Annotated in this window: 22 protein-coding genes and 1 pseudogene; 6 read left to right on the top strand and 17 right to left on the bottom strand. The window is 70.4% G+C overall.

The genetic code is table 11. From position 1 onward, the window contains the following. Nucleotides 1–63: 63 nt before the first annotated feature. The 3 genes from JJ683_RS06175 to JJ683_RS06165 all read right to left on the bottom strand — a co-directional run bounded on the left by JJ683_RS06175 (nucleotide 64) and on the right by JJ683_RS06165 (nucleotide 2,645). Nucleotides 64–756 (bottom strand): histidine phosphatase family protein, encoded by a 693-nt coding sequence (locus tag JJ683_RS06175; protein ID WP_200172214.1) that lies wholly within the window; start codon nucleotides 754–756, stop codon nucleotides 64–66. After that, nucleotides 753–2,033, bottom strand: a complete 1,281-nt coding sequence (hemL, locus tag JJ683_RS06170; RefSeq protein ID WP_207280001.1) for a glutamate-1-semialdehyde 2,1-aminomutase — start codon at nucleotides 2,031–2,033, stop codon at nucleotides 753–755. Before hemL ends, JJ683_RS06175 begins: the two co-directional genes overlap by 4 nt. Nucleotides 2,034–2,213: 180 nt before the next feature. Then, nucleotides 2,214–2,645, bottom strand: coding sequence for a hypothetical protein (locus JJ683_RS06165; RefSeq protein WP_200172210.1), 432 nt, complete (start codon nucleotides 2,643–2,645; stop codon nucleotides 2,214–2,216). Between the two features lie 143 nt (nucleotides 2,646–2,788). Between JJ683_RS06165 and JJ683_RS06160 the strand changes: the two genes are divergently transcribed. Then, complete coding sequence (locus JJ683_RS06160; protein WP_200172208.1) at nucleotides 2,789–4,894, top strand: acyl-CoA dehydrogenase family protein; 2,106 nt, start codon at nucleotides 2,789–2,791, stop codon at nucleotides 4,892–4,894. A gap of 58 nt (nucleotides 4,895–4,952) precedes the next feature. Here JJ683_RS06160 and rlmB read toward each other — a convergent pair whose 3' ends face one another. The 5 genes and pseudogenes from rlmB to JJ683_RS06140 all read right to left on the bottom strand — a co-directional run bounded on the left by rlmB (nucleotide 4,953) and on the right by JJ683_RS06140 (nucleotide 9,200). Continuing rightward, entirely contained in the window at nucleotides 4,953–5,933 is a 981-nt protein-coding gene (gene rlmB, locus JJ683_RS06155; RefSeq protein ID WP_200172206.1) for a 23S rRNA (guanosine(2251)-2'-O)-methyltransferase RlmB, read from the bottom strand. Nucleotides 5,934–5,993: 60 nt separating this feature from the next. Further along, the gene (gene cysS, locus JJ683_RS06150; RefSeq protein WP_200172254.1) at nucleotides 5,994–7,415 is read right to left on the bottom strand and encodes a cysteine--tRNA ligase; all 1,422 of its coding nucleotides are present in this window, start codon (nucleotides 7,413–7,415) and stop codon (nucleotides 5,994–5,996) included. A 52-nt stretch (nucleotides 7,416–7,467) separates the two neighbouring features. Next, nucleotides 7,468–7,938 carry a 2-C-methyl-D-erythritol 2,4-cyclodiphosphate synthase gene (gene ispF, locus JJ683_RS18955; RefSeq protein ID WP_242474458.1) on the bottom strand — a complete coding sequence of 157 codons (471 nt, stop codon included), beginning with the start codon at nucleotides 7,936–7,938 and terminating at the stop codon, nucleotides 7,468–7,470. Nucleotides 7,939–7,992: 54 nt separating this feature from the next. Next, nucleotides 7,993–8,715: pseudogene (gene ispD / locus JJ683_RS18950) on the bottom strand (2-C-methyl-D-erythritol 4-phosphate cytidylyltransferase); the annotation flags it as partial. Then, nucleotides 8,712–9,200, bottom strand: coding sequence for a CarD family transcriptional regulator (locus JJ683_RS06140; RefSeq protein WP_143906260.1), 489 nt, complete (start codon nucleotides 9,198–9,200; stop codon nucleotides 8,712–8,714). The pseudogene ispD and the gene JJ683_RS06140, both read right to left, overlap by 4 nt. Before the next feature lie 459 nt (nucleotides 9,201–9,659). Between JJ683_RS06140 and JJ683_RS06135 the strand changes: the two genes are divergently transcribed. Next, nucleotides 9,660–10,391, top strand: a complete 732-nt coding sequence (locus JJ683_RS06135; protein WP_200172202.1) for a hypothetical protein — start codon at nucleotides 9,660–9,662, stop codon at nucleotides 10,389–10,391. Nucleotides 10,392–10,534: 143 nt separating this feature from the next. Continuing rightward, nucleotides 10,535–11,917: a DNA repair protein RadA gene (gene radA / locus JJ683_RS06130; protein ID WP_200172200.1), complete on the top strand. Its 1,383-nt coding sequence runs from the start codon at nucleotides 10,535–10,537 to the stop codon at nucleotides 11,915–11,917. 9 nt (nucleotides 11,918–11,926) lie between these two features. Here radA and JJ683_RS06125 read toward each other — a convergent pair whose 3' ends face one another. Next, entirely contained in the window at nucleotides 11,927–12,445 is a 519-nt protein-coding gene (locus tag JJ683_RS06125; protein WP_200172197.1) for a PaaI family thioesterase, read from the bottom strand. 206 nt (nucleotides 12,446–12,651) lie between these two features. On the opposite strand from JJ683_RS06125, the gene disA reads away from it, so the two are divergent. After that, nucleotides 12,652–13,737 carry a DNA integrity scanning diadenylate cyclase DisA gene (gene disA / locus JJ683_RS06120; protein WP_200172252.1) on the top strand — a complete coding sequence of 362 codons (1,086 nt, stop codon included), beginning with the start codon at nucleotides 12,652–12,654 and terminating at the stop codon, nucleotides 13,735–13,737. 51 nt (nucleotides 13,738–13,788) lie between these two features. On the opposite strand, the gene JJ683_RS06115 is transcribed toward disA, so the two are convergent. Together JJ683_RS06115 and JJ683_RS06110 are read right to left on the bottom strand one after the other, a co-directional pair. Beyond that, on the bottom strand, nucleotides 13,789–14,508 hold the full coding sequence (locus JJ683_RS06115; protein ID WP_200172195.1) for a hypothetical protein: 720 nt from the start codon (nucleotides 14,506–14,508) through the stop codon (nucleotides 13,789–13,791). Nucleotides 14,509–14,571: 63 nt separating this feature from the next. After that, nucleotides 14,572–15,198, bottom strand: coding sequence for a carbonic anhydrase (locus tag JJ683_RS06110; RefSeq protein WP_200172193.1), 627 nt, complete (start codon nucleotides 15,196–15,198; stop codon nucleotides 14,572–14,574). Nucleotides 15,199–15,326: 128 nt separating this feature from the next. On the opposite strand from JJ683_RS06110, the gene JJ683_RS06105 reads away from it, so the two are divergent. Continuing rightward, nucleotides 15,327–16,220, top strand: a complete 894-nt coding sequence (locus tag JJ683_RS06105; RefSeq protein WP_200172191.1) for an HhH-GPD family protein — start codon at nucleotides 15,327–15,329, stop codon at nucleotides 16,218–16,220. 32 nt (nucleotides 16,221–16,252) lie between these two features. On the opposite strand, the gene JJ683_RS06100 is transcribed toward JJ683_RS06105, so the two are convergent. Continuing rightward, a complete protein-coding gene (locus JJ683_RS06100; RefSeq protein WP_372435249.1) occupies nucleotides 16,253–17,116 on the bottom strand; it encodes an alpha/beta fold hydrolase in 864 nt (287 codons plus the stop codon). A gap of 70 nt (nucleotides 17,117–17,186) precedes the next feature. Here JJ683_RS06100 and JJ683_RS06095 point away from each other — a divergent pair, with 70 nt between their 5' ends. Beyond that, nucleotides 17,187–17,489 (top strand): antibiotic biosynthesis monooxygenase family protein, encoded by a 303-nt coding sequence (locus JJ683_RS06095; protein WP_200172189.1) that lies wholly within the window; start codon nucleotides 17,187–17,189, stop codon nucleotides 17,487–17,489. Between the two features lie 90 nt (nucleotides 17,490–17,579). On the opposite strand, the gene JJ683_RS06090 is transcribed toward JJ683_RS06095, so the two are convergent. The 5 genes from JJ683_RS06090 to lysS form a co-directional block, all read right to left on the bottom strand. Further along, on the bottom strand, nucleotides 17,580–18,014 hold the full coding sequence (locus JJ683_RS06090; RefSeq protein WP_200172187.1) for an OsmC family peroxiredoxin: 435 nt from the start codon (nucleotides 18,012–18,014) through the stop codon (nucleotides 17,580–17,582). A gap of 175 nt (nucleotides 18,015–18,189) precedes the next feature. Further along, nucleotides 18,190–20,766 (bottom strand): ATP-dependent Clp protease ATP-binding subunit, encoded by a 2,577-nt coding sequence (locus JJ683_RS06085; protein WP_200172185.1) that lies wholly within the window; start codon nucleotides 20,764–20,766, stop codon nucleotides 18,190–18,192. Nucleotides 20,767–21,126: 360 nt separating this feature from the next. Further along, complete coding sequence (locus JJ683_RS06080) at nucleotides 21,127–22,170, bottom strand: esterase/lipase family protein (RefSeq protein WP_200172183.1); 1,044 nt, start codon at nucleotides 22,168–22,170, stop codon at nucleotides 21,127–21,129. A gap of 209 nt (nucleotides 22,171–22,379) precedes the next feature. Continuing rightward, on the bottom strand, nucleotides 22,380–22,718 hold the full coding sequence (locus JJ683_RS06075) for a histone-like nucleoid-structuring protein Lsr2 (RefSeq protein ID WP_200172181.1): 339 nt from the start codon (nucleotides 22,716–22,718) through the stop codon (nucleotides 22,380–22,382). 356 nt (nucleotides 22,719–23,074) lie between these two features. Beyond that, a complete protein-coding gene (lysS, locus tag JJ683_RS06070; RefSeq protein ID WP_307810723.1) occupies nucleotides 23,075–24,532 on the bottom strand; it encodes a lysine--tRNA ligase in 1,458 nt (485 codons plus the stop codon). Nucleotides 24,533–24,626 lie beyond the last annotated feature (94 nt).

The raw sequence follows: 24,626 nt of genomic DNA, 5'->3' as shown, positions 1-24,626 counted from the left end.
TCGCCGCCGCGGCAGCGGTCGGCCGGCGCCGCAGCCGCCGCGGGCGCGCGGCGGCGCGGATCGTCATGCCCCCGTCACCCGCGGGTCGGAGGCGCCGGCGGGTTCCGAATAGACGATATCCACCAGATGGTCGCCCTCGAAGACCAGGCTGGTCAGCGAGGCGAGCCCACACTGGCGGCGGCGCGGATCATGCCAGAGCCGATCGCCTTGCAGGAACCGCCGCAATGTCCAGACCGGCAACTGGTGGCTGATGCATACCGCCTCATGGCCGCGGGCCTCGGCGCGGGCCGAGTTGGCCGCGGCGAGCATCCGGTGCGCGATCTGCAGGTACGGCTCGCCCCATGACGGGGTGAACGGGTCGCGCAGCTTCGGCCAGTGCCGCGGCCGGCGCAGCGCCCCGTCGCCCACCGCCACACGCAGTCCCTCGAAGGCGTTGTCGGCCTCGATGAGGTGCTCGTCGGTGGCCACGGTGAGACCGTGCGCGGCGGCGATGGGGGCGGCGGTCTCCTGCGCCCGCTGCAGAGGCGACGCGACCACGTAGGTGATGTCATGGTCGGCCAGCGCATCCGCCACCGCCCGCGCCTGCGCCTGACCGTTGAGCGACAGCCGGAACTCGGGCAGCCGGCCGTACAGGATCCCCGTGGGGTTGTGCACCTCGCCGTGACGCAGGAAGTGCACGACCGTGCGCGTGGTGTCCGGGGCGCCTGCATCGCCGCCCGGCGCGGCGGATGTCGGTTCTCCACGTTCGTCGGTCACTGCTCGCCTTCCTGTGCTTGCGCGGCCGCCCGCGCCGCCGCCGTCGCCGCCGCGGAGATCGTCTCGAAAGCGTCGCCGTCCAGCGCGGCGGACACGAACCAGGTCTCGAAGGCACTGGCCGGCGCGTACACGCCATGGTCGAGCAGCGCGTGGAAGAACGCGGGGTACCGCCACGTTTGGGAATTCTTTGCGCCGGCGAAATCGACCACCCGCTCGGGCGCGAAGAACAACCCCACCATCGTTCCCGCGTGCTGCACCTGATGCGGCACCCCGGCGGCGGTGAGGGCGTCGCTCAAAATCGTACGCAGTGTCCGCGCGTTGCGCTCCAAGGCCTGGTAGACAGTGCCGTCGGCCGCGCGAAGCGTGGCCAGACCCGCCGCCGTCGCCACCGGATTGCCGGACAGCGTGCCCGCCTGGTACACCGGCCCCTGCGGTGCCAGGTGGGCCATCACATCGGCGCGCCCCCCGAACGCCGCCGCCGGAAGCCCGCCGCTGATGACCTTCCCGAACGTCATGAGGTCGCCGGGCACGCCGTCGATTCCAAACCATCCGGTGGCCGAGGCACGGAATCCGGTCATCACCTCGTCCATGATCAACAGCGCGCCGTCCGCCGTGCACAGGCGGCGCAGCCCCTCGTTGAATCCCGGGACGGGCGGCACGGTGCCCATGTTGCCGGCCGCCGCCTCGGTGATCACGCAGGCAATCTGCCCCGGCAGCTCGGCGAACACGCGCTCGACGGCCGCGAGGTCGTTGTAGGGGACGACGATCGTGTCCTCGGCCTGGGCGCCCGTGACGCCCGGCGAGGTCGGCAGGCCGAAGGTGGCCACACCCGACCCGGCGTCGGCCAGCAACGCGTCGACGTGGCCGTGATAGCAGCCGGAGAACTTCACGATCTTGCCGCGCCCCGTGAAGCCCCGCGCCAGGCGGACCGCCGACATCGTCGCCTCGGTGCCCGAGTTGACCAGCCGCACCGCCTCCACTGGATCGATGCGGGCGGCGATCTCCTCCGCCAAGTCGACCTCGCGCTCGGTGGGCGCGCCGAAGGACAGCCCGGACGCCGCGGCCTCCTGCACGGCCTCGACCACCCGCGGATGCGCGTGGCCCAGGATCATCGGCCCCCATGAACCGACCAGGTCGACGTAGCTGTTGCCGTCCTCGTCCGTCAGCCTGCACCCCCGGGCCGAGCGGATGAACGGCGGCGTGCCGCCGACCGAACCGAACGCGCGGACGGGCGAGTTGACCCCGCCCGGCGTCACCGCGGAGGCGCGGGCGAACAGCGCCTCGGAACGCGCGTGCGATGCGGCGGCGGGATCTGCAGTGGGACGCGGGCCCGACGTGCCGCCCTCGGCGCCGCCGACCCGGGATTTCGATGCACTCACGACCACAAGTGTCCCAGCCTGCGCGACGCCGTCAACGACAGGGTGTAGTGGGGTGCCGGTCGTCACCGTCCGCCGGGATCAGTACACGGGGCTGAGGTCGTCGTAGATGACTGCGTGGCACGGGATCTGCGGCAGGCAGATCTCCGGGCTTCGCGTCATCGCCTTCCGGACACCGTTCACAACCCGGTAGTAGTGGTAGTTGACGCCGTCGATCGTCGTCGCGCGCACGTCGCCGCCGCCGAGGATCAGGTCCTTGTCGGTGTGGAGCACGTCGTCGACGGTCGCGATCCCGTGCACCCGCAACTCGTGGCCGGAGCCGGGCAGCGGGGTCATCGCAGGCGGGTCCGCGGCAGCGGCGGGCGCGCAGGCCAGCGCCGCGCCGGCCGCCACCGCGAACGCCGCGACCCCGGACGCCGCCGCCCTGTACGCAGCCGCCCTGTACGCAGCAGCCCCGGACGCCCTCGGTCCCGTTCCGGCACGCCGCCACCTCTTGTTGCCCATGTCACTCATGCAACACCATTGCCGCGCCGCACGCCACCGTTTCCGCTCCGCGTGCACCGTCGTCTCCGCCCCCGCCGCGGCCGCCTGCTAACTGCCCTCCTGCCTCCTGCCTACTCCATGCACGAACCCGAGCGTCCGGCTAGCGTCGTGGCATGACAGACACTCCGGTCAGCACACGACGCCCGCACAGCGCACCGGCCACACACGATTCCATCAGCGGCAACGGAGCTGCACCCGCAGCCGATGTCGAGATCGCAGCGCAGATCCGCGCCGTCCTCGACGGCCGCTGGGCGCACGTCCGCGAGTCGTCCCGCGCGATGCTCGACGACGCCGCGTTCCTGGACGACCCGTCGCTGGACCTCGACGCGTCGCGGCGGCTGGCGCTCGAACAGATGCGCCGACTCGCCCGCACGGACTGGCCGGCCAGCGGCTTCGGGGTGGCCGCCGGTGGCACCGGCGACCCCGGCGGGGCGGTCACCGGCATCGAGATGCTCGCCTACGCCAACCTGTCGCTGATGGTGAAGGCCGGCGTGCAGTGGGGGCTGTTCGGCGGGGCCGTCGAGAATCTGGGCACGGAGCGCCACCACCGCGAGTACATCGCGCCGCTGATCCGCCTGGACCTGCTGGGTTGTTTCGCCATGACCGAGATCGGCCACGGGTCCGACGTGCAGAACCTGGAGACGACGGCCACCTTCGACCCGGGCACCGACGAGATCGTCGTCCACACGCCCACGCCGTCCGCAGTCAAGGACTACATCGGCGGGGCCGCGCTTCATGCCCGAATGGCCGCCGTGTTTGCCCAGCTGATCACACATGACGCCGACGGCACACCGCTCGATCACGGCGTGCACTGCGTACTGGTCCCCATCCGCGACGACGACGGCGGTCCGCTGCCGGGAGTGACGACCACCGATGACGGGCTCAAGGGCGGGCTGCGCGGCGTGGACAACGGCCGCATCGCCTTCGATCATGTGCGCGTCCCCCGGACCAACCTGCTGAACCGGTACGGGGACATCGATGCGGACGGGCGGTACACCTCGCCGATCGACAGCCGCAGCCGGCGTTTCTTCACCATGCTGGGCACGTTGATCCGGGGCCGGATCAGCGTCGGGGGGTCGGCCGGCTCGGCGGCACGCGTGGCCCTCGAGATCGCCGTGCGCTACGCCGAGCAGCGGCGCCAGTTCAGCGTGCCGGGCGGCGGCTCCGGCGACGCCGCGGCCCCCGACGGCGGCGGCCCCCGCCGCACCGGCGAGGTGCTGCTCATGGACTACCTGCAGCATCAGCGCCGCCTGCTTCCGCTGCTCGCGCGGAGCTTCGCCCTGGGCTTCGCCCAAAACGAGCTGGTCTCGAAGATGCATGACCTGCAGGTGGCGCAGGAGCCCGACCAGCACGAGCAGCGTGAGCTGGAGAGCCGCGCCGCGGGGCTCAAGGCATCGCAGACCTGGCACGCCACCCGCGTCATCCAAGAGTGCCGCGAGGCGTGCGGCGGAGCCGGATATATGACGGAGAACCACCTGACCGGGCTCAAGGCCGACTCCGACGTGTTCACCACCTTCGAGGGCGATAACACCGTCCTCACCCAACTGGTGGCCAAGGAACTTCTCACCAGCTACTCCGACGAGGTGTCCGAGTTCGGCGCCGTGGGGTGGATGCGGTTCGTCGCCGAGACAGTGGCGGACACCGTGCGCGAGCGGACGGCTGCGCGCCAGATCATCCAGCGGATCCTCGACCGGTCCGACGAGACCCTCGAGGAGGGCGACCTCGCCGAACGGTCGGTGCAGCTGCGCATGTTCGAGGACCGCGAGCAGCACGTGTTGGAAACCGCGGCGCGCCGCCTGCGCCGGGGCGCGCCCAGCGGCGACGGCGAGGACGGCGAGGATCCGCTCGCGGAGTTCGAGGCGTTCAACTCCGTCCAGGATCATGTGCTGCGCGCAGGACGCGTGCACATCGAGCGCGTCGTGCTCGAGGCGTTCCTCGCCGGCATCGACGAATGCCCCGAGGGGCCGGCGCGCGACCTGCTCGAGGACGTCTGCACGCTCTACGCGCTGCACTCGATCGAGGAGGACAAGGCCTGGTTCATGGAGCACGGCCGCCTGTCCACCGAACGTGCGAAGGCCGTCACCCGGCACGTGGGCGAGCTGTGCACCCGGCTGCGGCCGCACGCGCTCACCCTGGTGACGGGGTTCGGGATTCCACGCATCCTGCTCGACTCGGCCATGCTCGACGGCCCGGGCACCGATCCGGTGCGCCAGCGCTGACCCACGTGCGGGTCAGCGGCCCCGGCCGTGCACGGGCAGGGGGTTCACAACAGGCGGCTCACAACGCCCGGCGTTGCCGCGCGACCTCGGCGAGCACCACGCCGGCGGCGACGGAGGCGTTGAGCGACTCCATCTCTCCGGCCATCGGGATGTTGACGACGCGGTCGCAGGTCTCGCGCACGAGCCGCGAGAGCCCCTTGCCCTCCGAACCGACGACGAGAACGAGCGGATCGACCGCCACGTCGAGATCGTCGATAGATGTCTCGCCGCCCGCGTCGAGTCCGGCGACCTGGAAGCCAGACTTCTGCCACGACTTGAGGGTGCGGGTCATGTTGGTGGCCTTGGCGACCGGGACCCGTGCGGCCGCACCCGCGCTCGTGCGCCAGGCGACGGCGGTGACCGACGCGCTGCGCCGTTCGGGTATCAGCACGCCGTCGCCCCCGAACGCGGCGACGGACCGGATCACCGCGCCGAGATTGCGCGGATCGGTGATGTTGTCGAGCGCGACGACGAGCGGCGGCCGCGCGCTGCCCCGGGTGCGGTCGAGCAACTCGTCGGGGTGCGAATAGCGGAACGGCGGGATCTGCAGCGCCACTCCCTGGTGCACGCCGCCGGTGGACATCCGGTCGAGGTCGGTGCGCGGGACCTCCTGAATCGAGATCCCGGCCTCGGCCGCCAGCTGCACGGCCTCGGTAAGGCGCTCATCATTCTCGGTCCCCACCGCCACGAACAGCGTCGTGGCGGGCACCCGCTGCCGCAGGCACTCGAGCACCGGGTTGCGGCCGAGCACGTTCTCGTGCGCGGCGTCGCCCCGGCGTGCACCGCCGGACGGCCGCCGCGCCGACTGTGCGCCACCGGACACCGTCCCCGCGGTCTTCGCCGCCTTCTTGGCGGCAGGATGGTACGGCCGCATCTCCTTCGGCGGCGTCGCCCCGCGCCCGCGCAGGCTCCGCCGGCCCTTGCCGCCGGAACCCGACACCTGCCCTTTCTTCGTGCCGGACTTGCGGATCGCGCCGCGCCGGGAAGAGTTACCTGCCACTGTTCAAACCTTCCGGTGTGGTGCGGCGGCCGTGCATCCGAGTCTGTGCACACGTCTTAGTCATGACACGCCCCGCGAGTCGGCGCCGTCCGAGCGCAGCGCCCATTCGGGCCCCTCCGGGGTGTCCGTGACTTCGATGCCGGCGGCCGCAAGGCGATCACGCACCTCGTCCGCCACGGCCCAATCCTTTTCGGCGCGTGCGCGGGTGCGCATCTCCAGCTGCTCGACGATGAGCGAATCCAGTGCGGCGGTGGCGGGTCCGGCGTCCGTGCCCGCGCCGTCCGCGGACCAGGGCCCATCGAACGGGTCGACGCCCAGGATGCCGGTCATCGCCCGCACCGCGGCAGCGCACGCCGCGGCCGCCGCATGCTCCCCCGCCTCCAGAGCGCGGTTCCCCTCGGTGACGGTGCCGTGCAGGACGGCGAGGGCCGCAGGCACCCCGAGATCGTCGTCGAGCGCCGCGGCGAACTCCGGGGGCCACGCGCCCACCTCCACCGACCCCACCCGGTCGTCGACGCGCCGCACGAAAGCCTCGATCTTCCGGTACGCGGCGACGGCGTCCTGCAGCGCGGACTCGGAGTACTCGAGCATCGAACGGTAGTGCGCGCTACCCAGGTAGTAACGCAGTTCCTGCGGCCGCACCTGGGTGAGCACGTTCGGGATCGACAGGACGTTGCCCAGCGACTTGCTCATCTTCTCGCCGCCCATGGTCACCCAACCGTTGTGCAGCCAGGTGCGGGCGAAACCGTCGCCGGCGCCGCGGCTCTGCGCACGCTCGTTCTCGTGGTGTGGAAACACCAGGTCCATCCCGCCGCAGTGGATGTCGAACGACGCTCCCAGGTAGGCGGTGGCCATCGCCGAGCATTCGAGATGCCATCCCGGCCGGCCCCGCCCCCACGGCGTGGGCCAGGACGGCTCCCCCGGCTTCTCCGCCTTCCACAGCGTGAAGTCCCGCGGATCGCGCTTGTGCTCGCCCGCGCTCTCGCCCTGGTGCACGTCCTCGAGCCGATGGCCGGACAGCCGGCCGTAGTCGGGGAAGCTGCGCACGTCAAAGTACACATCGCCCCCCTGGGCGTACGCGCACCCGGCGTCGAGCAGCCGCTGCATGAGCTCGACCATCTGGGTGATGTGCCCCGTGGCCCGCGGCTCCGCGGACGGCGGCAGCACGTTGAGCCTGCGGTACGCGTCCGTGAACGCGCGCTCGTATGTGGCGGCCCACTCCCACCAGGGCCGGCCGGCCTCGTCGGCCTTGCGCAGGATCTTGTCGTCGATGTCGGTGACGTTGCGGATGAAGTGCACGTCCAGCCCCTGCGCCAGCAACCAGCGGCGCAGGAGGTCGAACGCCACGCCGCTGCGCACGTGCCCGATGTGCGGCTCCCCCTGGACGGTGGCGCCGCACAGGTAGATCGAGGCCACCCCGGGCACGAGCGGGGCGAACGGGCGTAGTTCCCGTGTCTCGGTGTCGTAGAGGTGCAGCGTCACAGGCATCGATCCTACTGGTGGTGGTTGGTTTCGGTGCAGTCGCCCCGCCCCGTCAACGGGCGGGCGCCACCAGCGCAGTGGCCGTGGCCGCGATCCCCTCGCCGCGCCCGGCGAAGCCGAGGCCGTCGGTCGTCGTCGCCGACACCGACACCGGCGCGCCGAGCACGGCGGAGAGCACCGCCTGCGCCTCCGCGCGGCGCGGACCCAGCCGCGGCCGGTTGCCCACCACCTGCACCGCCGCGTTGCCAACGACGAGACCGTACTCGAGCAGCAGCCTGCGGACCTCGGCGAGCAGCGCGGTGCCGGAGGCGCCGGACCATTCAGGCCTGCCGGTCCCGAACACCGTGCCCAGGTCGCCCAGCCCCCCTGCCGACAGCAGCGCGTCGCACAGGGCGTGCGCCGCGACGTCGCCGTCCGAGTGCCCGGCGCACCCGTCGTCGTCGGGGAAGTGCAGTCCCGCGACCCAGCAGGGGCGGCCCTTCTCCACTGGGTGCACGTCGGTGCCGATTCCCACGCGTGCCATGTCCGTTCCACCTCCGGCGCCGCGCGCGGCGGCCTCCGTCGCGACGAGTGCCTCCGCCAGGGTCAGGTCCATCGGACCAGTGATCTTGAAGGCTCGCTCGGCCCCCTCGACCACCGTCACCGGCTCGCCGAGGCGCTCCACCAGAGCGGCGTCGTCGGTGGCGTCGCCCGCGTGCTCGTGCGCGCGGCGCAGCAGGTCCGCACGGAAGCCCTGCGGCGTCTGCACCGCGCGTAGCGTCGCGCGGTCGAGAGCCCCGACGACGACGCGCCGCCCGTCCTTCTCCGACACCGGCTTGATCGTGTCCGACACCGGAACCCCCGGAATCACGGCGGGCGCGCCCCGGCGCAACTCGTCGACCACGCTGGCCACCAGCTCCGGCGGCGTCAGCGCGCGCGCAGCATCGTGGACGAGGACCAGATCGGCCTCCGGCGCCGCCGCGAGCCCTGCGCGCACGGAGTCCGAACGTTCGGCCCCACCCGCCACGACCCGGATACCGGCGCTGAGCGATCCGGCATCCACGGTGGCGAGCAGTCGCCGTGCGTGGCCCTCGTACCCGGCGGGAACGATCACGACCGCGCCGTCGACGCGGCCCGACGCGGCCAGGCCCGCCACCGCAAGTCGCAGCATAGGCACGCCGGCCACCGGGACGAAGGCCTTGGGCCCGTCCGCACCCAGACGCACACCGCGGCCGGCGGCGGGAACGAGTGCGATGACTGTTCCGCCGCCGGCCGTGGGGGCTGCGTCCGATCCGGCCCGCGCGGGGTCGGATTCGCTCACGACGCGGTGGCGAGCACCTCGTCGAGGATCGACTCGGCTTTGTCGCTGTCGGTGTTCTCCGCCAGGGCCAATTCGCCGACGAGGATCTGACGGGCCTTGGCGAGCATGCGCTTCTCCCCCGCGGACAGGCCGCGGTCCTGCTCGCGCCGCCACAGATCGCGGACCACCTCGGCCACCTTGTTCACGTCGCCGGAAGCGAGCTTCTCCAGGTTGGCCTTGTAGCGCCGCGACCAGTTGGTCGGCTCCTCCGTGTGCGGGGCGCGCAATACCTCGAAGACCTTGTCGAGCCCCTCCTGATCGACCACGTCACGAACGCCGACGTACTCGGCGTTGGCCGCCGGCACCCGAACCGTCAGATCACCCTGGGCGACGCGGAGCACCAGATACTCCCGGGGCTCCCCCTTGATCGTCCGCATCTCGATCGCTTCGATCAACGCCGCGCCATGATGGGGGTAAACGACGGTGTCTCCGACACTGAAATTCATCTGTTCGATTCCCCTTTCGATGTGCCCATCATAACACGCCGCCCACCTGGACCTTGATTGTCCTCGCAGGTCAGGCACGCCACACGGAACCGCGGACGGTCGCACGGGGTGACTGGACGGCCGTCCGTCGTCCTCCCGGGGGGCAAAACCGCAGCGGACGTCCCCGCACCCGCCGCGGGATGAGGCGGACGTCCGCCCCACCGCCACGCTCCGCATCCCGGACCCTCGTGTCACCTTCGGCGGCGGCGCGCACTACTGTCTGTAGGAGAAACACTGAGTCCACCGCGCCCGGTCGGCCGGAGCAGGTACCCACTCTCCAGTCCGGAGCCCGCGGTGGCGGCGCCGGACGCCGGGGGGCACCTCCGGCAGACCCGGCGGCGGCAACACTCGACAGACCCCTGGTGGTCGGCGGCCTGCCCGCCCCCCACCGACCACGCGATACGCCCTGGAGGATCACCCGTGACAGCCTCAACTGCGTCGACTTCCCGCAACCGGGCGGGGATCCGCCGACCGCTCGGCCGCCGCGGGGCAGCCGTGGTCGCCTTGGCCGCGGCCGCCACGCTGGGCCTGACCGCTTGCAGTGCCGGGCAGATCGCACAGACTTCCTCGCAGGTCCCCGCAGTCACCGGCTCCACCGTGCAGTCCGCCGACGGCGCGATCACGCTGAACGACGTCCAGCTGGTGCTGGCCACCGAGCAGGCGCTGAAGGCCTCCAACCCGTTCCACCTCACCTTCACCGCGTCCAATTCCAGCCCCGACACCGACTTCCCGCTCGAGCGGATCACTGTCAATGGGTCGCCCGTGTCGATCGAACAGCAGCCCGTGACCCTTTGCGGCACCAGCGCGCTCACCACTGCCACCTCGCAGCAGCTGGGCGACGCGGACGCGGTGGCCGCCGAGGGCCCGGCCGCCACCGCCGCGGCGACGCCGGCCGGCGCGGAGGCGACGACGGCCGAAGACCACATCTGCGTGCCAGTGGGCGGCGAGTCCGACACGGCGGCGGACGCGTCCACCGACCCGCTCGAGGACCTCACCTCGATCAAGCTGAAGCCGATCACCCTCGAGGGCACGCACCGCCCCGGCACGAGCGTGGACGTCACCTTCACCTTCGGCGGCACGGCGCCGCTCACCGCACAGGTCCCCATCACCGTCCCCCAGCACTGGGAAGGCGAACGGTCCGAAGAGCACTGAGCCGCGCGCCGGTGACGCCGGCCGCCCATGCAGGTCCCCCGGGCTCCTCGCGCCACACGCGCCGAGGGGCCCGGAGGCTTTCGTAGTCGCGCGCAGGCTCCGGGGTGCCGCGTTTGTCGGAGCCCCGCCCTATGCTTCGGGGCGTGGCAAAGACCAGAGTCTCGTTCCGCTGCAACGAATGCAGCCACTCGACCCCGAAGTGGGCCGGTCGCTGCCCCGGCTGCGGCAACTGGGGCACCCTCCAAGAGCGGGCGGAGCTCGCCGCGGTCGGCGGCGGACCGGACCGCGCCACCACCCGGATGCCCGTCGCGCTGCTCCCCTCCTCGCCCGCAGTGCCGCTGACCACCATCGACGCCACCGCCACGCGGGCCGTGCCCACCGGCGTCGGCGAACTCGACAGGGTTCTTGGCGGCGGCATCGTGCCGGGGGCCGTGGTGCTGCTCGCCGGCGAGCCGGGTGCCGGTAAATCCACTCTGCTCCTGGAGGTGGTCCACCGGTGGGCGATCGGCGGCCGGGGACGCGCGCTGTACATCACCGGCGAGGAGTCTGCGGGCCAGGTGCGGCTCCGGGCTGAGCGCACCGGCACCGTCCACGAGGACGTCCTGCTGGCCGCCGAGTCCGATCTCGCCACGGTCGTCGGGCACGTCGATCACACCGCGCCGTCGCTCCTGGTGGTGGACTCGGTGCAGACGATGCTCGCGCAGGACGCGGACGGCGTCACCGGCGGCACCACGCAGGTGCGCGCCGTGACCGCCGCGCTCACCGCGCTGGCGAAGGCCCGCGGGATCGCCGTGCTGTTGGTGGGGCACGTCACCAAGGACGGCGCCGTGGCCGGCCCGCGCACGTTGGAGCACCTGGTCGATGTGGTCCTGCACTTCGAGGGCGACAAGAATTCGACGCTGCGGATGGTGCGCGGCGTGAAGAACCGCTTCGGCGCGGCGGACGAGGTCGGCTGTTTCGAGATGCGTGACGACGGCATCGCCGGCATCGCCGATCCTTCGGGGCTCTTCCTGCATCACCGCGACGGCACGGTGCCCGGCACCGCGGTCACCGTGACGATGGACGGCAAGCGCCCACTGCTCGGCGAGTTGCAGGCGCTGGTCGTCGAGTCGGCACTGCCATCGCCGCGTAGGGCCGTGAGCGGACTCGACTCCTCCCGGGTTGCGATGGTCCTCGCCGTGCTCGAACGGCACGCCGGGCTCAAGATCGGCAAGAACGACGTCTACGTGGCCACCGTGGGCGGCATGCGAGTCACCGAGCCCGCATCGGACCTGGCGCTGGCCCTGGCCGTCGCGTCGGCCGTCTCGGGCCGCCCGGTCCGGGACGGCACGGTCGCGATCGGCGAACTGGGCTTGGCCGGCGAGGTACGGCGCGTGACAGGGGCCGGGCGGCGTATCGCCGAGGCCGCGCGCCTGGGTTTCCCCACCGCGCTCGTCCCGCCGGACAGCGGCCGGCTGCCCGCGGCGACGCGAGCGGTCGAAGTCTCGGATCTGGCCGCGGCGCTCGAGTCAGGGCTGCGCACGTAGCGCGTCCCGTCAGACGCGGGTGGAATTCCCCAGCAGGTCACGGAAGTGTTCGGCATGGTCGATCGTGATGAACAGCGCCCGTGAACTGCCGGCGGGCGTCTCGGCCCCGTCCACATACACCTCCGCGGACGCGTACAGCTTGCGGCCCAGCACCCCGTCCACGCGTGCCCGCACCGTCAGGTTCGACCCCACGGGGACCGGGCTCGCGTAGTCCACCTCCAGGTGCGCGGTCACCACCTCGACCGCGAGCAGTCGCGCCGAGAAGCCCATCACCTCGTCGAACACCGACGACAGCACGCCGCCGTGGATCACCCCCGGGCCACCCTCGAAGGCGGGGTCGACGACGATCCTGCCGGTCACCTCGGCGCCCGCGCCCGCGGACACGTCGAGGCCCAGCCCGCCGTCGCCGGTGCCACGGCAGCCGAAACATCCGTGCCAGTGCTCCGGGATGGGTTCACCGGGTGCCGGAGCCTCCGGATGCCGCTCCGGCGGCGCGGCCTCCCCGGGTACCGTCCAGTTGCTCCTCATGGGCAGGTAATCTAATTGCGTCGCAATGCGACCCGCCGGGCGCCTCCACGGATCGTGCGCCGGCACACATCCTCCCGGTCCGGTTCCGCGCGCGCGGCGGCCGGCCGCGTACACGGACTGGCCGGCTCGCTTCCGGGAGCCTGTCGCAGGTGGGAGGTCGCAGGCCGGGAGAGTCGCAGGTCGGAAGAAAGGAGGGAGAAGTGCCCATCGAACAGCGACGCCAAACGGCGAGCCTGCGCGACACCATCGCCCGCCTCGCCCCCGGCACCGCCCTGCGGGACGGCCTCGAGCGGATCCTGCGCGGGCGCACGGGCGCCCTGATCCTGCTGGGCTACGACCCGCTCGTGGAAAGCATCTGCGACGGCGGGTTCGAACTCGACGTGGCCTTCGCCCCCACCCGTATGCGCGAGTTGTCGAAGATGGACGGCGCCGTCGTCCTGTCCACGGATTGCACGCGGATCCTGCGGGCCAACGTGCAGCTGATGCCGGACGCCAACCTGCCCACGGAGGAATCGGGCACCCGCCACCGCGCCGCCGAGCGCACCGCCATCCAGACCGGCCATCCGGTCGTGTCCGTCAGCCAGTCCATGAGCATCGTCAGTGTGTACGTGGGCGGACACCGGCACCTCATCGAGGATTCAGGCACTATCTTGTCGCGCGCCAATCAGGCTGTGGCCACGCTTGAGCGCTACCGGAGCAGGCTCGACGAGGTGGACCGCCAGCTGTCGGTGATCGAGATCGAGGACTTCGTCACGCTGCGCGACGCTATGACGGTGGTCCAGCGCCTGGAGATGGTCCGGCGGCAGTCCACCGAGCTGGAGAAGCATGTCGTGGAACTCGGCACGGACGGCCGCCAGCTGGCGCTGCAGCTCGAGGAGTTGGTGGGCAACAGAGACGGGGGACGTGAGCTTCTCGTGCGCGACTATCTTCCTGGCGGCACCCTCCCGGACAGCAGCCGGATCCGCACCGCGCTCGAGGCGATCGACCAGCTCACCGGCGCCGACCTGCTGGACCTGACCACCTTGGCGAGGGCGTTCGGCTACACGCCGACGATCGAGTCGCTCGACTCTCCGATCATGCCGCGCGGCTACCGGCTGCTCACCCGGATCCCCCGACTGCAGTTCACCCAGGTGGACACGCTGGTCGATTCGTTCGGCACGCTGCACGAGCTCCTCGCGGCCACCGCCGCCGATCTGCAATCGGTGGACGGGATCACGCCGATGTGGTCGCGCCACATACGCGAGGGATTGTCTCGGCTCGCCGAGGCCGGCATCGCCGATCGGCTGGGCTGACCTGCGGCCCCTTCGGATACCGGGTGCGCGTCAGTGGATACCGGGTGCGCGTCAGTGGATGTTGAACGGCACGGGCTTGCCGGTCAGCGAGCCCAGGTGGGTGGTCACCGCGTAGACGCCCGGCGGCACCGGCTTCCGTTCCGCGGGCGTGCACCCCTGGCTCGACGTGGTTCCCGCCCACACCATTTTGAACTGCGCCTGCTGCCCCGGCTCAAGCGTGCGGATGTCGCTGCCGGTGCCGGGGAAACAGTCCGCGTTGGACCAGACCTGGCCGCCGTCGACGGCCTCCACCGTGTTGACGATCATCGGCCCGCTCAGGTCGCGCACGCACGGCACCGAACCGATGTTCGTGACCGTCGAGATGAACGTGACCGATTCGCCGACCGTGTAGTTCGGCTTCTCCGGAGACACGGTCAGCCCGATCGACGAATCCGCGCACTGCCCCCCGGGCACTGTCGTCTCCTGGCCCTCGGAATCGGCGGCGCCGGCCGGTTGCGGCGCCTCGCCCGGCGCCGCGGTGCCGGATGCGGCGGTGCCGGACGGGGTGGCGGTTCCGGTCGGGGATGCCGTTCCGGGCGCGGTGGTGGCGGGTGTCTCCGGCGATTCCGAGGTCTTCGCCACGGCGGCCGCGGACGGCTCGTCGGAGCCACCGCCACAGGACACGGCGACGAGGATGACGACCACGATGAGCACGACCAGCGCGACTCCCACCGCGGCGAAGCGTCGCCGCCGGTAGATCTGCTGGGGCAGCGGCCCCTCCGATTCCCACACGCCATCAACCGTAGGCGAGGGTCACGGCGGCGGGGCGCACCTCGACCGGCGTGTCGGTGTCGGTCAGGCCACCTTCTCGCCCACGTCGCCGATGACGCCCCGGAGCTCCATGTGTCCGTCCGACAGGGTGTAGGTGAGGCCGACGATGGCGCACTTGCCGTCCTCGACCCGCTGGGCGATGAGCTGCGAGCGCTCGGTGAGCAGGTGGGCCGTCTCCATGACGTGCTTGCCCAGCAGCTCGTCGAAGGTGGAGAGCCCCTCGCGCCGTCCCTGGAGCACCGACGGGGCGACCCGCTCGACGATGCTGCGGATGAAGCCGGAGGGGATGTTGCCGTTGTCGAGCGCGTCGAGCGTCGCGCCGAGGCCGCCGCAGTTGTCGTGCCCCAACACGATGACGAGGGGGACCTCGAGAAGCTCGGTGGCGAACTCGATCGAGCCGAGCACCGAATCGTCCAGCACATGCCCCGCCGTACGGACTACGAAGACGTCGCCGAGGCCCTGGTCGAAAGTGATCTCCGCGGCCACTCGCGAGTCGCCGCACCCGAAGATCACCGCCGTCGGATGCTGCGCGGCCACGAGCTCCTCGCGCCGATCCACATCCTGAGACGGGTGCAGGGGCTTTCCTTCCACGAAACGACGGTTACCCTCCTTGAGGGCGTTCCAGGCAGATACAGGATTCGAGTTCGGCATGGCTTCAGTATGGACCTGTGGAAAGCCGTCAATTCGTCTACCCCCCGACTTTCGAGGTTTCGACGGAACCCGACGATATGGCTACTGACCAGTACTGTCGCTGCGGCAGCGACGGGAGGAGGCCGCTGATGGGCACGGCGACGGGCGGGCTCGGGCCCGCAGGCGAACTGGCCGGCTGGTACGCCGCATGCGGACGCGACCTGCCCTGGCGCCGCGCGGGTACCGACGGGTGGCGGATCCTGTTGTCCGAGGTGATGCTGCAGCAGACTCCGGTCGCGCGCGTGCTCCCCGTGTGGGAACGATGGGCACGGCGCTGGCCCGCTCCGTCGGCCATGGCCTCGGCCACCGCGGGCGAAGTGCTCCGCGAGTGGGGGAGCCTGGGATATCCGCGCCGGGCGCTGCGTCTGCACGAGTGCGCGAGCATCCTCGCGCGCGAGCACGGCGACACGGTCCCCGGCAAAGTCGACACGCTGCTCGGCCTTCCGGGGATCGGCGCCTATACCGCTCGCGCCATCGCCTGCTTCGCCTACGGACAGCGCGTACCCGTGGTCGACATCAACGTGCGGCGGGTCGTCGCGCGGACGGTCCACGGCCGCGGCGACCCCGGGCCGCCGTCCACCCGCCGCGACCTGGAGGACGTCGACGCGATGCTCCCGGCAGGCTCGGCGGACGCGGCGCGCTTCTCGGCCGCGATCATGGAGTTCGGCGCACTGGTCTGCACCGCGCGCGCCCCCGCATGCGACTCTTGCCCACTGACCGAATGCCACTGGCGTGCACTGGGTTTCCCGATCTACGAGGGGCCCAGGCGCGCCACTCAGAAGTTCGAGGGCACCGACCGGCAGGCGCGCGGCCGGCTGATGGCCGTGCTGCGCGCGGCGCACGGTCCGGTCGCGCGAGCACGGCTGGACGTGGCCTGGACCCGCGATCCTGCCCAGCGCGACCGTGCGCTCGGCACGCTGCTCATCGACGGGCTCGTCGAGCAGACCGCCGACGGCATGTTCGCGCTGCCCGGGGAGCACTGACCGGGGAGCACTGACCCTGGGCGCGGCAGGACTCACCGAGGGGCGTAGCCCAGCTCCGACAGGAACGCCTCCACCGCGCCGCGGTACTCGTCGGGCGCGTCGGACTGGACCAGGTGCCCCGCATCCGCGACGCGCACATACCGGGTCGCGGCGCCGGGACCGCGGTCCTGCCCGGCCATCCGACGCATCTGCCCCTCCGGCGTCAGCGTGTGTTCGGCTTCGATGAGCAGGGCGGGACACCGGACCTGCGACCACTGCCGCCAGTAGGTGCGCGTTCCCCAGTGCTGGGCGATCAGCCGCCACACCGGTATCCGCCCGTGCAGCCGCCAGCCGTGCTCCGTGCGGTCGAAAGAGTCCAGAAAGTACCGTCCGGCGACCTCGCCGAACATCCCGGTCGCCTGCGCGCGCGTGAACTCCTCCGGCCAGCTGCCGAACCACGCGTCCCACGGGCCCGTCGTCCAGCCGTAGAAGTCCGGGGCCATGTCCTCGACTACGACCGCCGCGACCAGGTCCGGCCGCGCGGCGGCCAGACACCACGCGTGGAGTCCCCCCATCGAATGCCCGATCACCACCGCCGGCCCGTCCCCCACGGCCTCCAGCGCCGCAGCGGCGTCCGCGACGAACCGTTCGGTGCGCAGTGCAGTGCCGCCGGGTTCGGCGGCACCGGTCGGTTCCGCGACCGGATCCACCCAGTCTCGTCCCCTGTGCCAGGCCGCGTCGAGTGTGTACACGTGTCCGTACTGCCGCAGCCAGCCGACGTGCGGGGCCCATGCGCTCCCCCGGCCCATCAGCCCGTGCAGCAGCAGGATCGTGCGGCCGCCCCCCGGAAGCGCCACGTCGGGACCCCCGTGATCGGTGATCCCGAGCCGCTCGCGATCCTGCCTGCTGATGCCCACGCTCCAGCACGCTACCGTCGCCCCGCGCCACACGCCCGGCCCAGGGCGGGACGCCCGGTACTGTCGTGGCATGAGCGTCGTGAAGATCAATGCCATCGAAATCCCGGAGGGCGCGGGCCCGGAACTGGAGAAACGCTTCGCGGCCCGCGCCGGCGCGGTCGAGGGCTCCCCCGGCTTCGTCAGCTTCCAGCTGCTCCGCCCCACCAAGGGCGAGGACCGCTACTTCGTCGTCACCGAATGGGAGACGGAGGAGGCCTTCCAGGCGTGGGCCGACGGCCGCGGCAAGGCCGCTCACGCGGGCGACAAGCCGAAGCCCGTCGCCACGGGTGCCTCGCTGCTCGAATTCGAGGTCGTCCAGAACGTCCGCCGCTGAGGGTCGGACACGCGCGGACGGGGCCGCCGGCGGGAGGATCCCGCCGACGGCCCCGTCCGGTCGCCGGCACGTGCCCGTGCGTGCGTCCGCTCAGGCCAGCTGCGCGTCCAGCGTGATGTCCACGCCCGCGAGCGCCTTGCTGACGGGGCACATCTCCTTCGCGGTCCGGGCCGCCGTCGCGAACGCGTCCGCGTCCATGCCATCCACCTCGCCGCGGAGCGTCAGGGCGATGCCGGTGAGCTTGAAGCCGGGGTCGTCCGGCCCCAGTCCCACCTCCGCGGTCACGTCGAGCTTCTTCACCGTGCCGCCGGACTCTCCGATCACCGCAGAGAGCTGCATCGCGAAGCAGGCGGAATGCGCCGCGGCAATCATCTCCTCCGGACTGGTGGTGCCATCGGCGGCGTCGGCCGAGCGCGTCGGAAACGAGGTCGTGAAGGTGCCGAGCCCGGAACTGGTGAACTCCACCTTGCCCGAGCCCTCCTGGAATGAGCCGGTCCACTCGGTGTGTGCGCTGCGCTTGGGCATCTGACGTCCTCTCGATGTAGCGCATCCCGCCCGGGCCGCGCGGTGCGCCCGCCGCAGCCCGGCCGCGTGATACGCATGCGGATCCTTGCCACACCCATCATCGCCGCCCACGCGAATAAAGTCACTACCCGTCGTAGTAAATCGCCGTCCGTTATCAGGTTCTTCGCCTCTGCCCCTACTCGCCGCCGGACTTGTCGCCGCCGGACGGCGAGGACTGCTCCTCGCCGCCGGCCCCCGCCAGCGCCCCCTCGGGGGTGTCCGGCAGAGCTTCGGGCCGCGGCTGCCCGGTGAAGGTGAACGTGGCCTTGTCTCCGGAACCCTCGCCGTCCCAGCCGTCGACGTCGACGAGCACGATCTCGCCGGGGCCGACCTCGCCGAAGAGGATCTTCTCCGAGAGCTGGTCCTCGATCTCGCGCTGGATGGTCCTGCGCAAGGGGCGGGCGCCGAGCACCGGGTCGAAGCCGCGCTTGGCCAGCAGCGACTTGGCCTTATCGGTGAGCTCGATCGCCATGTCCTTGGCGGCCATCTGCGTCTCCAGCCGCGTGATCATCAGGTCCACCATCTCGATGATCTGGTCTCGCGTGAGCTGGTGGAACACGATGATGTCGTCGATGCGGTTGAGGAACTCCGGCCGGAAGTGCTTCTTGAGCTCGTCGTTGACCTTGAGCTTCATCCGCTCGTAGTTGTCCTGCTCCGCGTCGTTGGACGTGAAGCCCAGGCCGACGGCCTTCGAGATGTCCGAGGTGCCCAGGTTGGAGGTGAAGATGAGCACGGTGTTCTTGAAGTCCACCAGGCGCCCCTGGCCATCGGTGAGACGGCCGTCCTCCAGCACCTGCAGGAGCGTGTTGTAAATCTCCTGGTGCGCCTTCTCGATCTCGTCGAACAGCACCACCGAGAACGGCTTGCGCCGCACCTTCTCCGTGAGCTGACCGCCCTCCTCGTAGCCGACGTACCCGGGGGGCGCGCCGAACAGCCGCGATGCGGTGAAGCGGTCGTGGAACTCGCCCATGTCGATCTGGATGAGGGCGTCGTCGTCACCGAAGAGGAACGCCGCCAGCGCTTTGGACAGCTCGGTCTTGCCGACGCCCGAGGGGCCCGCGAAGATGAACGATCCGGACGGCCGCTTGGGGTCCTTGAGCCCGGCGCGCGTGCGCCGGATGGCCTTGGACACCGCGGCGACGGCGTCCTTCTGCCCGATGATGCGCTTGTGGAGCTCGTCTTCCATGCGTAGCAGACGGCTGGTTTCCTCCTCCGTCAGCTTGAACACGGGGATCCCGGTCCAACTGCCGAGGACCTCGGCGATCTCCTGGTCGTCCACCTCGGAGACTACGTCCAGGTCGCCGGACCGCCACTGCTTCTCACGGTCGGCGCGCTGCTGGATGAGCTGCTTCTCCTGGTCACGCAGGCTGGCGGCCTTCTCGAAGTCCTGGCCGTCGATGGCCGACTCCTTCTCGCGGCGCACGTCCGCGATCCTGTCGTCGAAGGCGCGCAGGTCCGGCGGAGCGGTCATCCGGCGAATCCGCATGCGGGCACCGGCCTCGTCAATCAAGTCGATGGCCTTGTCCGGCAGGAAACGGTCGCTGATGTAGCGGTCCGCCAGGGTGGCCGCAGCGGCGAGCGCGCTGTCCGAGATCGAGACCCGGTGGTGCGCCTCGTACCGGTCGCGCAGCCCCTTGAGGATCTCGATGGTGTGCTCCACCGACGGCTCGCCCACCTGCACCGGCTGGAAGCGACGTTCCAAGGCGGCGTCCTTCTCGATGTACTTGCGGTACTCGTCCAGCGTGGTGGCGCCGATCGTCTGCAGTTCGCCGCGGGCCAGCTTGGGTTTGAGGATCGACGCGGCGTCGATGGCGCCCTCGGCCGCACCCGCGCCGACGAGCGTGTGCAGCTCGTCGATGAACAGGATGATGTCGCCGCGCGTGTTGATCTCCTTGAGCACCTTCTTGAGGCGCTCCTCGAAATCACCGCGATACCGGCTGCCCGCGACCAGCGATCCCAGGTCCAGGGTGTAAAGCTGCTTGTCTTTGAGGGTCTCCGGCACGTCCCCGGCCACGATCGCCTGCGCCAGCCCCTCGGCGACGGCCGTCTTGCCGACGCCGGGCTCGCCGATCAGGACAGGGTTGTTCTTGGTGCGACGGCTCAGCACCTGCATCACGCGCTCGATCTCTTTGGCGCGGCCTATGACAGGGTCCAGCTTGCCGTCCGTGGCCGCCTGGGTGAGGTTGCGGCCGAACTGGTCGAGCACCAGGGACGTCGACGGTGTGCCGGACTCGCTGCTGCGCCCACCGGTGGCCGCCTCCGCGCCTTCCTTGCCCTGATACCCCGACAGCAGCTGGATCACCTGCTGACGCACACGGTTGAGATCCGCGCCCAGCTTGACCAGCACCTGCGCCGCGACGCCCTCGCCCTCGCGGATCAGGCCCAGAAGGATGTGCTCGGTGCCGATGTAATTGTGGCCCAGCTGCAGCGCCTCGCGCAGGCTGAGCTCGAGGACCTTCTTGGCGCGCGGCGTGAACGGGATGTGTCCGGACGGGGCCTGCTGCCCCTGGCCGATGATCTCTTCGACCTGGCTCCGCACGCCCTCCAGGGAAATGCCCAGCGATTCCAGGGCCTTGGCGGCGACCCCCTCGCCCTCGTGGATGAGGCCCAGCAGGATGTGCTCCGTGCCGATGTAATTGTGGTTGAGCATCCGGGCCTCTTCCTGGGCCAGGACGACGACGCGCCGCGCGCGGTCGGTAAACCTCTCGAACATTGCTCTCCCTCACATTTTCGGCAGCAGGGCCGTCACTGCGGCGTACCCGTCGTACGGCGCGGATACGCAGCCTCTTGTCACACAGTCACGCTGGCCTGCGGTCTGGCACACCCGGCGAAGGGCGACGCCGGCGTTCCGGATTGCGGGAACACCCGTACCGGGACTACGCGTCCACCGTGATGCACGCACCGCCCCGGCACCTACTCGATACTCTAGTGGCCCGGTCCACCGGCCGTAGCCGGTCACCCGGGCCCGGTCGGCGCATCGACGCCAGGATCCGTGTCGTACTGGTCAACGCCGCACGTCAGCGAATACTTCCTTGCCCCCTACGCCGACAGCGAACAGCGCGCGGACCGCCCGTCACCCCAGAAACGGCGGCACGAAAACGCACGGCACCGGAACCGGATGGGCGGGGTCGAGCGCATTGAGCACCATCGCCTGCGACCGCACCGAGGCGGCGATCGCGAGATGGTCCGAATAGTCCTGCGCGCAGGTGTCCTGCACAACGAGGTTCGTCGCGTTCGGCGCCTCGACGTACCCGGCGGTCCACGGGACCACCAGTTCGTCGTAGCGCGTCATGATGTTGGTGTATTCCACCCCGGCCGCGTAGGTCCCGCCCGCGTTCATCTTCTCGATGAACGGCGACCCGGCGGACATCTGCGAGCACGCCCCGCAGTACTTGTTCATCAGGTCCGCGTACTGCCGCGCCGCCGGATTGGTCTTCGCGGCCTCGTCGAGCTTCGCAGTGAATTCGCTCGCGCCGCCGGCGGTAGTGCCTTTCCACAGCGGCGCCAGCGAGACGTACTTGTCCACCTTAGGCGCGCCGCCGAGGAACTTCACATAGTAATTCGGCATCAGCGTCCCCTGCGAATGCCCGACCAAGTCCACCTGCTGCGCCCCGCTGGCCGCCAGCACCTTGTCGACAAACACGGACAGCTCCTGCGCGGAATCCTGCATGCGCGTCAGCCCGCCCATGGCGCTCAGCGGCCACGGCGTCCCCGGATTCACCCCGTAGGTCAACGCGTACACGCAATAACCCGCGTTCTTGATACGCGGAGCCATCGCCCCCCAGTTGGTCTGCGCTCCCCCGCCCGTGCCGTGCACGAGAATCACCGGATTCGGATGCTCGGCGCCCGGCACGCAATCCCAATCGTTGACCCCCGGCAACGACCCGCCCGGATTCGCAAGCTCATACGGAATACCTGCGAAGAATGTGGGCGGCACGGGCAGCGGATCGGCGGCAGCCGGCGCCGCGGCGACCACCCCACCGATCGCAAGCACGCCGGCGGACACGGCGATCGCAGCGCGTGAATAGGCCCGGCGCAGTCGGCCGCGGCTCTCCTGCCGGCCCGCGGGGCGCACGCTGCCCTTCAGCTGAACCGAATCCGCCCGCGACGACCGCATCCGCACATCTCCCTACGTTAATTCTTCCGACCGCCGGAAACTAGCACGTGCGCGGTCCTCGCGATGTCGAATCGCGGGGACCGCGCACGTGTGCATGACGCGGTGGAACAGCGCCGGGGGCCGCTGCACGGCTGCGGAGCTCCCGCCCGAGATGCCCGCACACCGGCCTGCGACCGGCCCCGTAGGACGCGGGTCCAGAGCGCGCGGGTTCAGTGGGCCCTGCCGTAGGCCTCCAGCACTTCGCTAGGAATGCGTCCGCGCGACGAGACCTTGAATCCGTTGTCCCTCGCCCAACGGCGGATGGCCGCCGTCTCCTCGCGACTGTTCGTAGAGCGGGCCGCGGTCGACGCACGCTGACCGCGACGGCGGCCGCTCACCTTGCGGGAATGGATGATCCAATCCCGCATCAGCTCGCGAAGGTTCTCCGCGTTCTCCTCTGAGAGGTCGATCTCATATCCGACGCCGTCGAGACCGAATTCAACCGTCTCAACGGCCTCCGACTCCCGATCCAGATCGTCAATGAGCGTGACCGTGACCTTCTTTGCCATCAAACCCTCACTTCGGTTTCGTCCGCGTGATCCAGCCGAGCTGCGGCCCGATCACGTGTGCCGGAACACGCGATTCAGGACATCTCGACCCTCGTGCGCCTTCCATTTGCGATCGTAGACCTATTCGGCGCCTATTGCACCCGCATAGCAAATCACGGAATGATTGTCGGTGAACCGGCCCGACGCTGATCCGACGCGAATACCGCGGACAACGCGCCCACAAGGCATGATGGCGCACCTGACGGAGCCGACGCGACTCCGACGCCCGATGCACAATGGTATTTCCATGGGAGACGCCCGATGCGGGGCGCCGCAATCGCATGGCGCCCCGCATCGGGTGGAGAGTGAATCTCGGATCAATCTTGCGAGGGCCTGACCAGGGGGAAGAGAATGGTCTCGCGGATTCCCAGGCCCGTGAGCGCCATCAAAAGCCTGTCGATGCCCATTCCGGTGCCGGTGGTGGGCGGCATGCCATGTTCCATTGCCGCGAGGAAGTCCTCGTCGAGCAGCATCGCCTCGTCATCGCCCGAGGCCGCGAGCCGCGCTTGAAGCTCGAAGCGCTCGCGCTGCACCACCGGATCCACAAGCTCCGAATAGCCCGTCGCCAACTCGAATCCACGGACGTACAGGTCCCACTTTTCGGTGACCCCGGGTTTGGTCCGGTGCTGGCGCGTGAGCGGGGACGTCTCCACAGGGAAGTCGCGCACGAACGTGGGGGCGTGCAGGTGGTCGCCCACCAGGAACTCCCACAGCTCCTCGACGAGCTTGCCGTGCGTCACGGCCTTGGCCGGCACTTCCACGCCGAGCCGCTCGGCATGCGCGGTGAGCTCGTCGATCGTGGTGTCCGGAGTGATTTCGTGCCCCAGGGCTTCCGACAGCGACGGATACATCTCCAGTTCCGTCCACTCGCCGTCGACGTCGTAGACGGTGCCGTCCGCCAACGTCACCTGGCGGGTGCCGAACGCAGCGTCCGCGACCTCCTGGACGAGCTCGCGGGTCATGCGTGCCGAGTCGTCGTAGGTCCCGTAGGCGGCGTAGGTCTCGAGCATCGCGAATTCCGGCGAGTGCGTGGAATCGACGCCCTCGTTCCTGAAATTCCGGTTGATCTCGTAGACGCGGTCGATCCCGCCTACGACGCATCGCTTGAGAAACAGCTCCGGTGCGATCCGCAGGTACAGGTCCATGTCCATGGCGTTCGAATGCGTGACGAAGGGCCGCGCCGCCGCGCCGCCGTGGATCGTCTGCAGCATGGGGGTCTCGACCTCGAGGAAGCCCCGGGTGTCCATGGAATCGCGGAGCGCCCGGATCACGGCGATCCGCTCACGCGCGATCCGCCGCGCGTCCGGACGCACGATCAGGTCGACATAGCGCTGGCGGACCCGCGATTCCTCATTCATCTCTTTGTGCGCCACCGGGAGCGGGCGCAGTGACTTCGACGCCATCGCCCACGAATCCGCCATCACCGACAGCTCTCCGCGGCGTGAACTGATCACCTCGCCGTGGATATGGACGATGTCGCCGAGGTCGACGAGCGCTTTCCACCGGGCCAGCGACTCGGCTCCGACGGCGGCGAGGCTGATCATCGCCTGCAATTGCGTCCCGTCGCCCTCCTGCAGCGTAGCGAAGCACAGCTTGCCGGTATTGCGGACGAATATCACCCGTCCAGCGATGCCGACGACCGTCCCGGTCTGCGTATCCGGCGCCAGCTCGGGGTATCGGTCGCGGATCTCGGCGAGCGAATGCGTGCGGTCGATCGCCACCGGATACGGCTCGATGCCCTCGGCGAGCATCTGCTCCCGCTTGGCAGCGCGGATCCTGTGCTGCTCCGGCGTCGATTCGTCGGCCCCGTCAGATCGCCCCTTCCGTGGCTTGCCCGCAGAAGCCGCCTTCTGGCCGGGATCTACGGAG

This window comes from Tomitella cavernea (assembly GCF_016599145.1).
GTDB lineage: Bacteria > Actinomycetota > Actinomycetes > Mycobacteriales > Mycobacteriaceae > Tomitella > Tomitella cavernae.
The sequence above is the reverse complement of the archived record's forward strand: the minus strand, read 5'-3'. Positions and strand labels throughout refer to the sequence as shown.

Excerpts from the sequence above, each read along its gene's own strand:
- JJ683_RS06165 (WP_200172210.1), bottom strand. The coding sequence starts at position 2,645 with ATGAGTGACATGGGCAACAAGAGGTGGCGGCGTGCCGGAACGGGACCG.
- JJ683_RS06160 (WP_200172208.1), top strand. The coding sequence starts at position 2,789 with ATGACAGACACTCCGGTCAGCACACGACGCCCGCACAGCGCACCGGCC.
- ispF (WP_242474458.1), bottom strand. The coding sequence starts at position 7,938 with ATGGCACGCGTGGGAATCGGCACCGACGTGCACCCAGTGGAGAAGGGC.
- JJ683_RS06140 (WP_143906260.1), bottom strand. The coding sequence starts at position 9,200 with ATGAATTTCAGTGTCGGAGACACCGTCGTTTACCCCCATCATGGCGCG.
- JJ683_RS06125 (WP_200172197.1), bottom strand. The coding sequence starts at position 12,445 with ATGAGGAGCAACTGGACGGTACCCGGGGAGGCCGCGCCGCCGGAGCGG.
- JJ683_RS06110 (WP_200172193.1), bottom strand. The coding sequence starts at position 15,198 with ATGCCGAACTCGAATCCTGTATCTGCCTGGAACGCCCTCAAGGAGGGT.
- JJ683_RS06105 (WP_200172191.1), top strand. The coding sequence starts at position 15,327 with ATGGGCACGGCGACGGGCGGGCTCGGGCCCGCAGGCGAACTGGCCGGC.
- JJ683_RS06095 (WP_200172189.1), top strand. The coding sequence starts at position 17,187 with ATGAGCGTCGTGAAGATCAATGCCATCGAAATCCCGGAGGGCGCGGGC.
- JJ683_RS06090 (WP_200172187.1), bottom strand. The coding sequence starts at position 18,014 with ATGCCCAAGCGCAGCGCACACACCGAGTGGACCGGCTCATTCCAGGAG.
- JJ683_RS06085 (WP_200172185.1), bottom strand. The coding sequence starts at position 20,766 with ATGTTCGAGAGGTTTACCGACCGCGCGCGGCGCGTCGTCGTCCTGGCC.
- JJ683_RS06080 (WP_200172183.1), bottom strand. The coding sequence starts at position 22,170 with ATGCGGTCGTCGCGGGCGGATTCGGTTCAGCTGAAGGGCAGCGTGCGC.
- JJ683_RS06075 (WP_200172181.1), bottom strand. The coding sequence starts at position 22,718 with ATGGCAAAGAAGGTCACGGTCACGCTCATTGACGATCTGGATCGGGAG.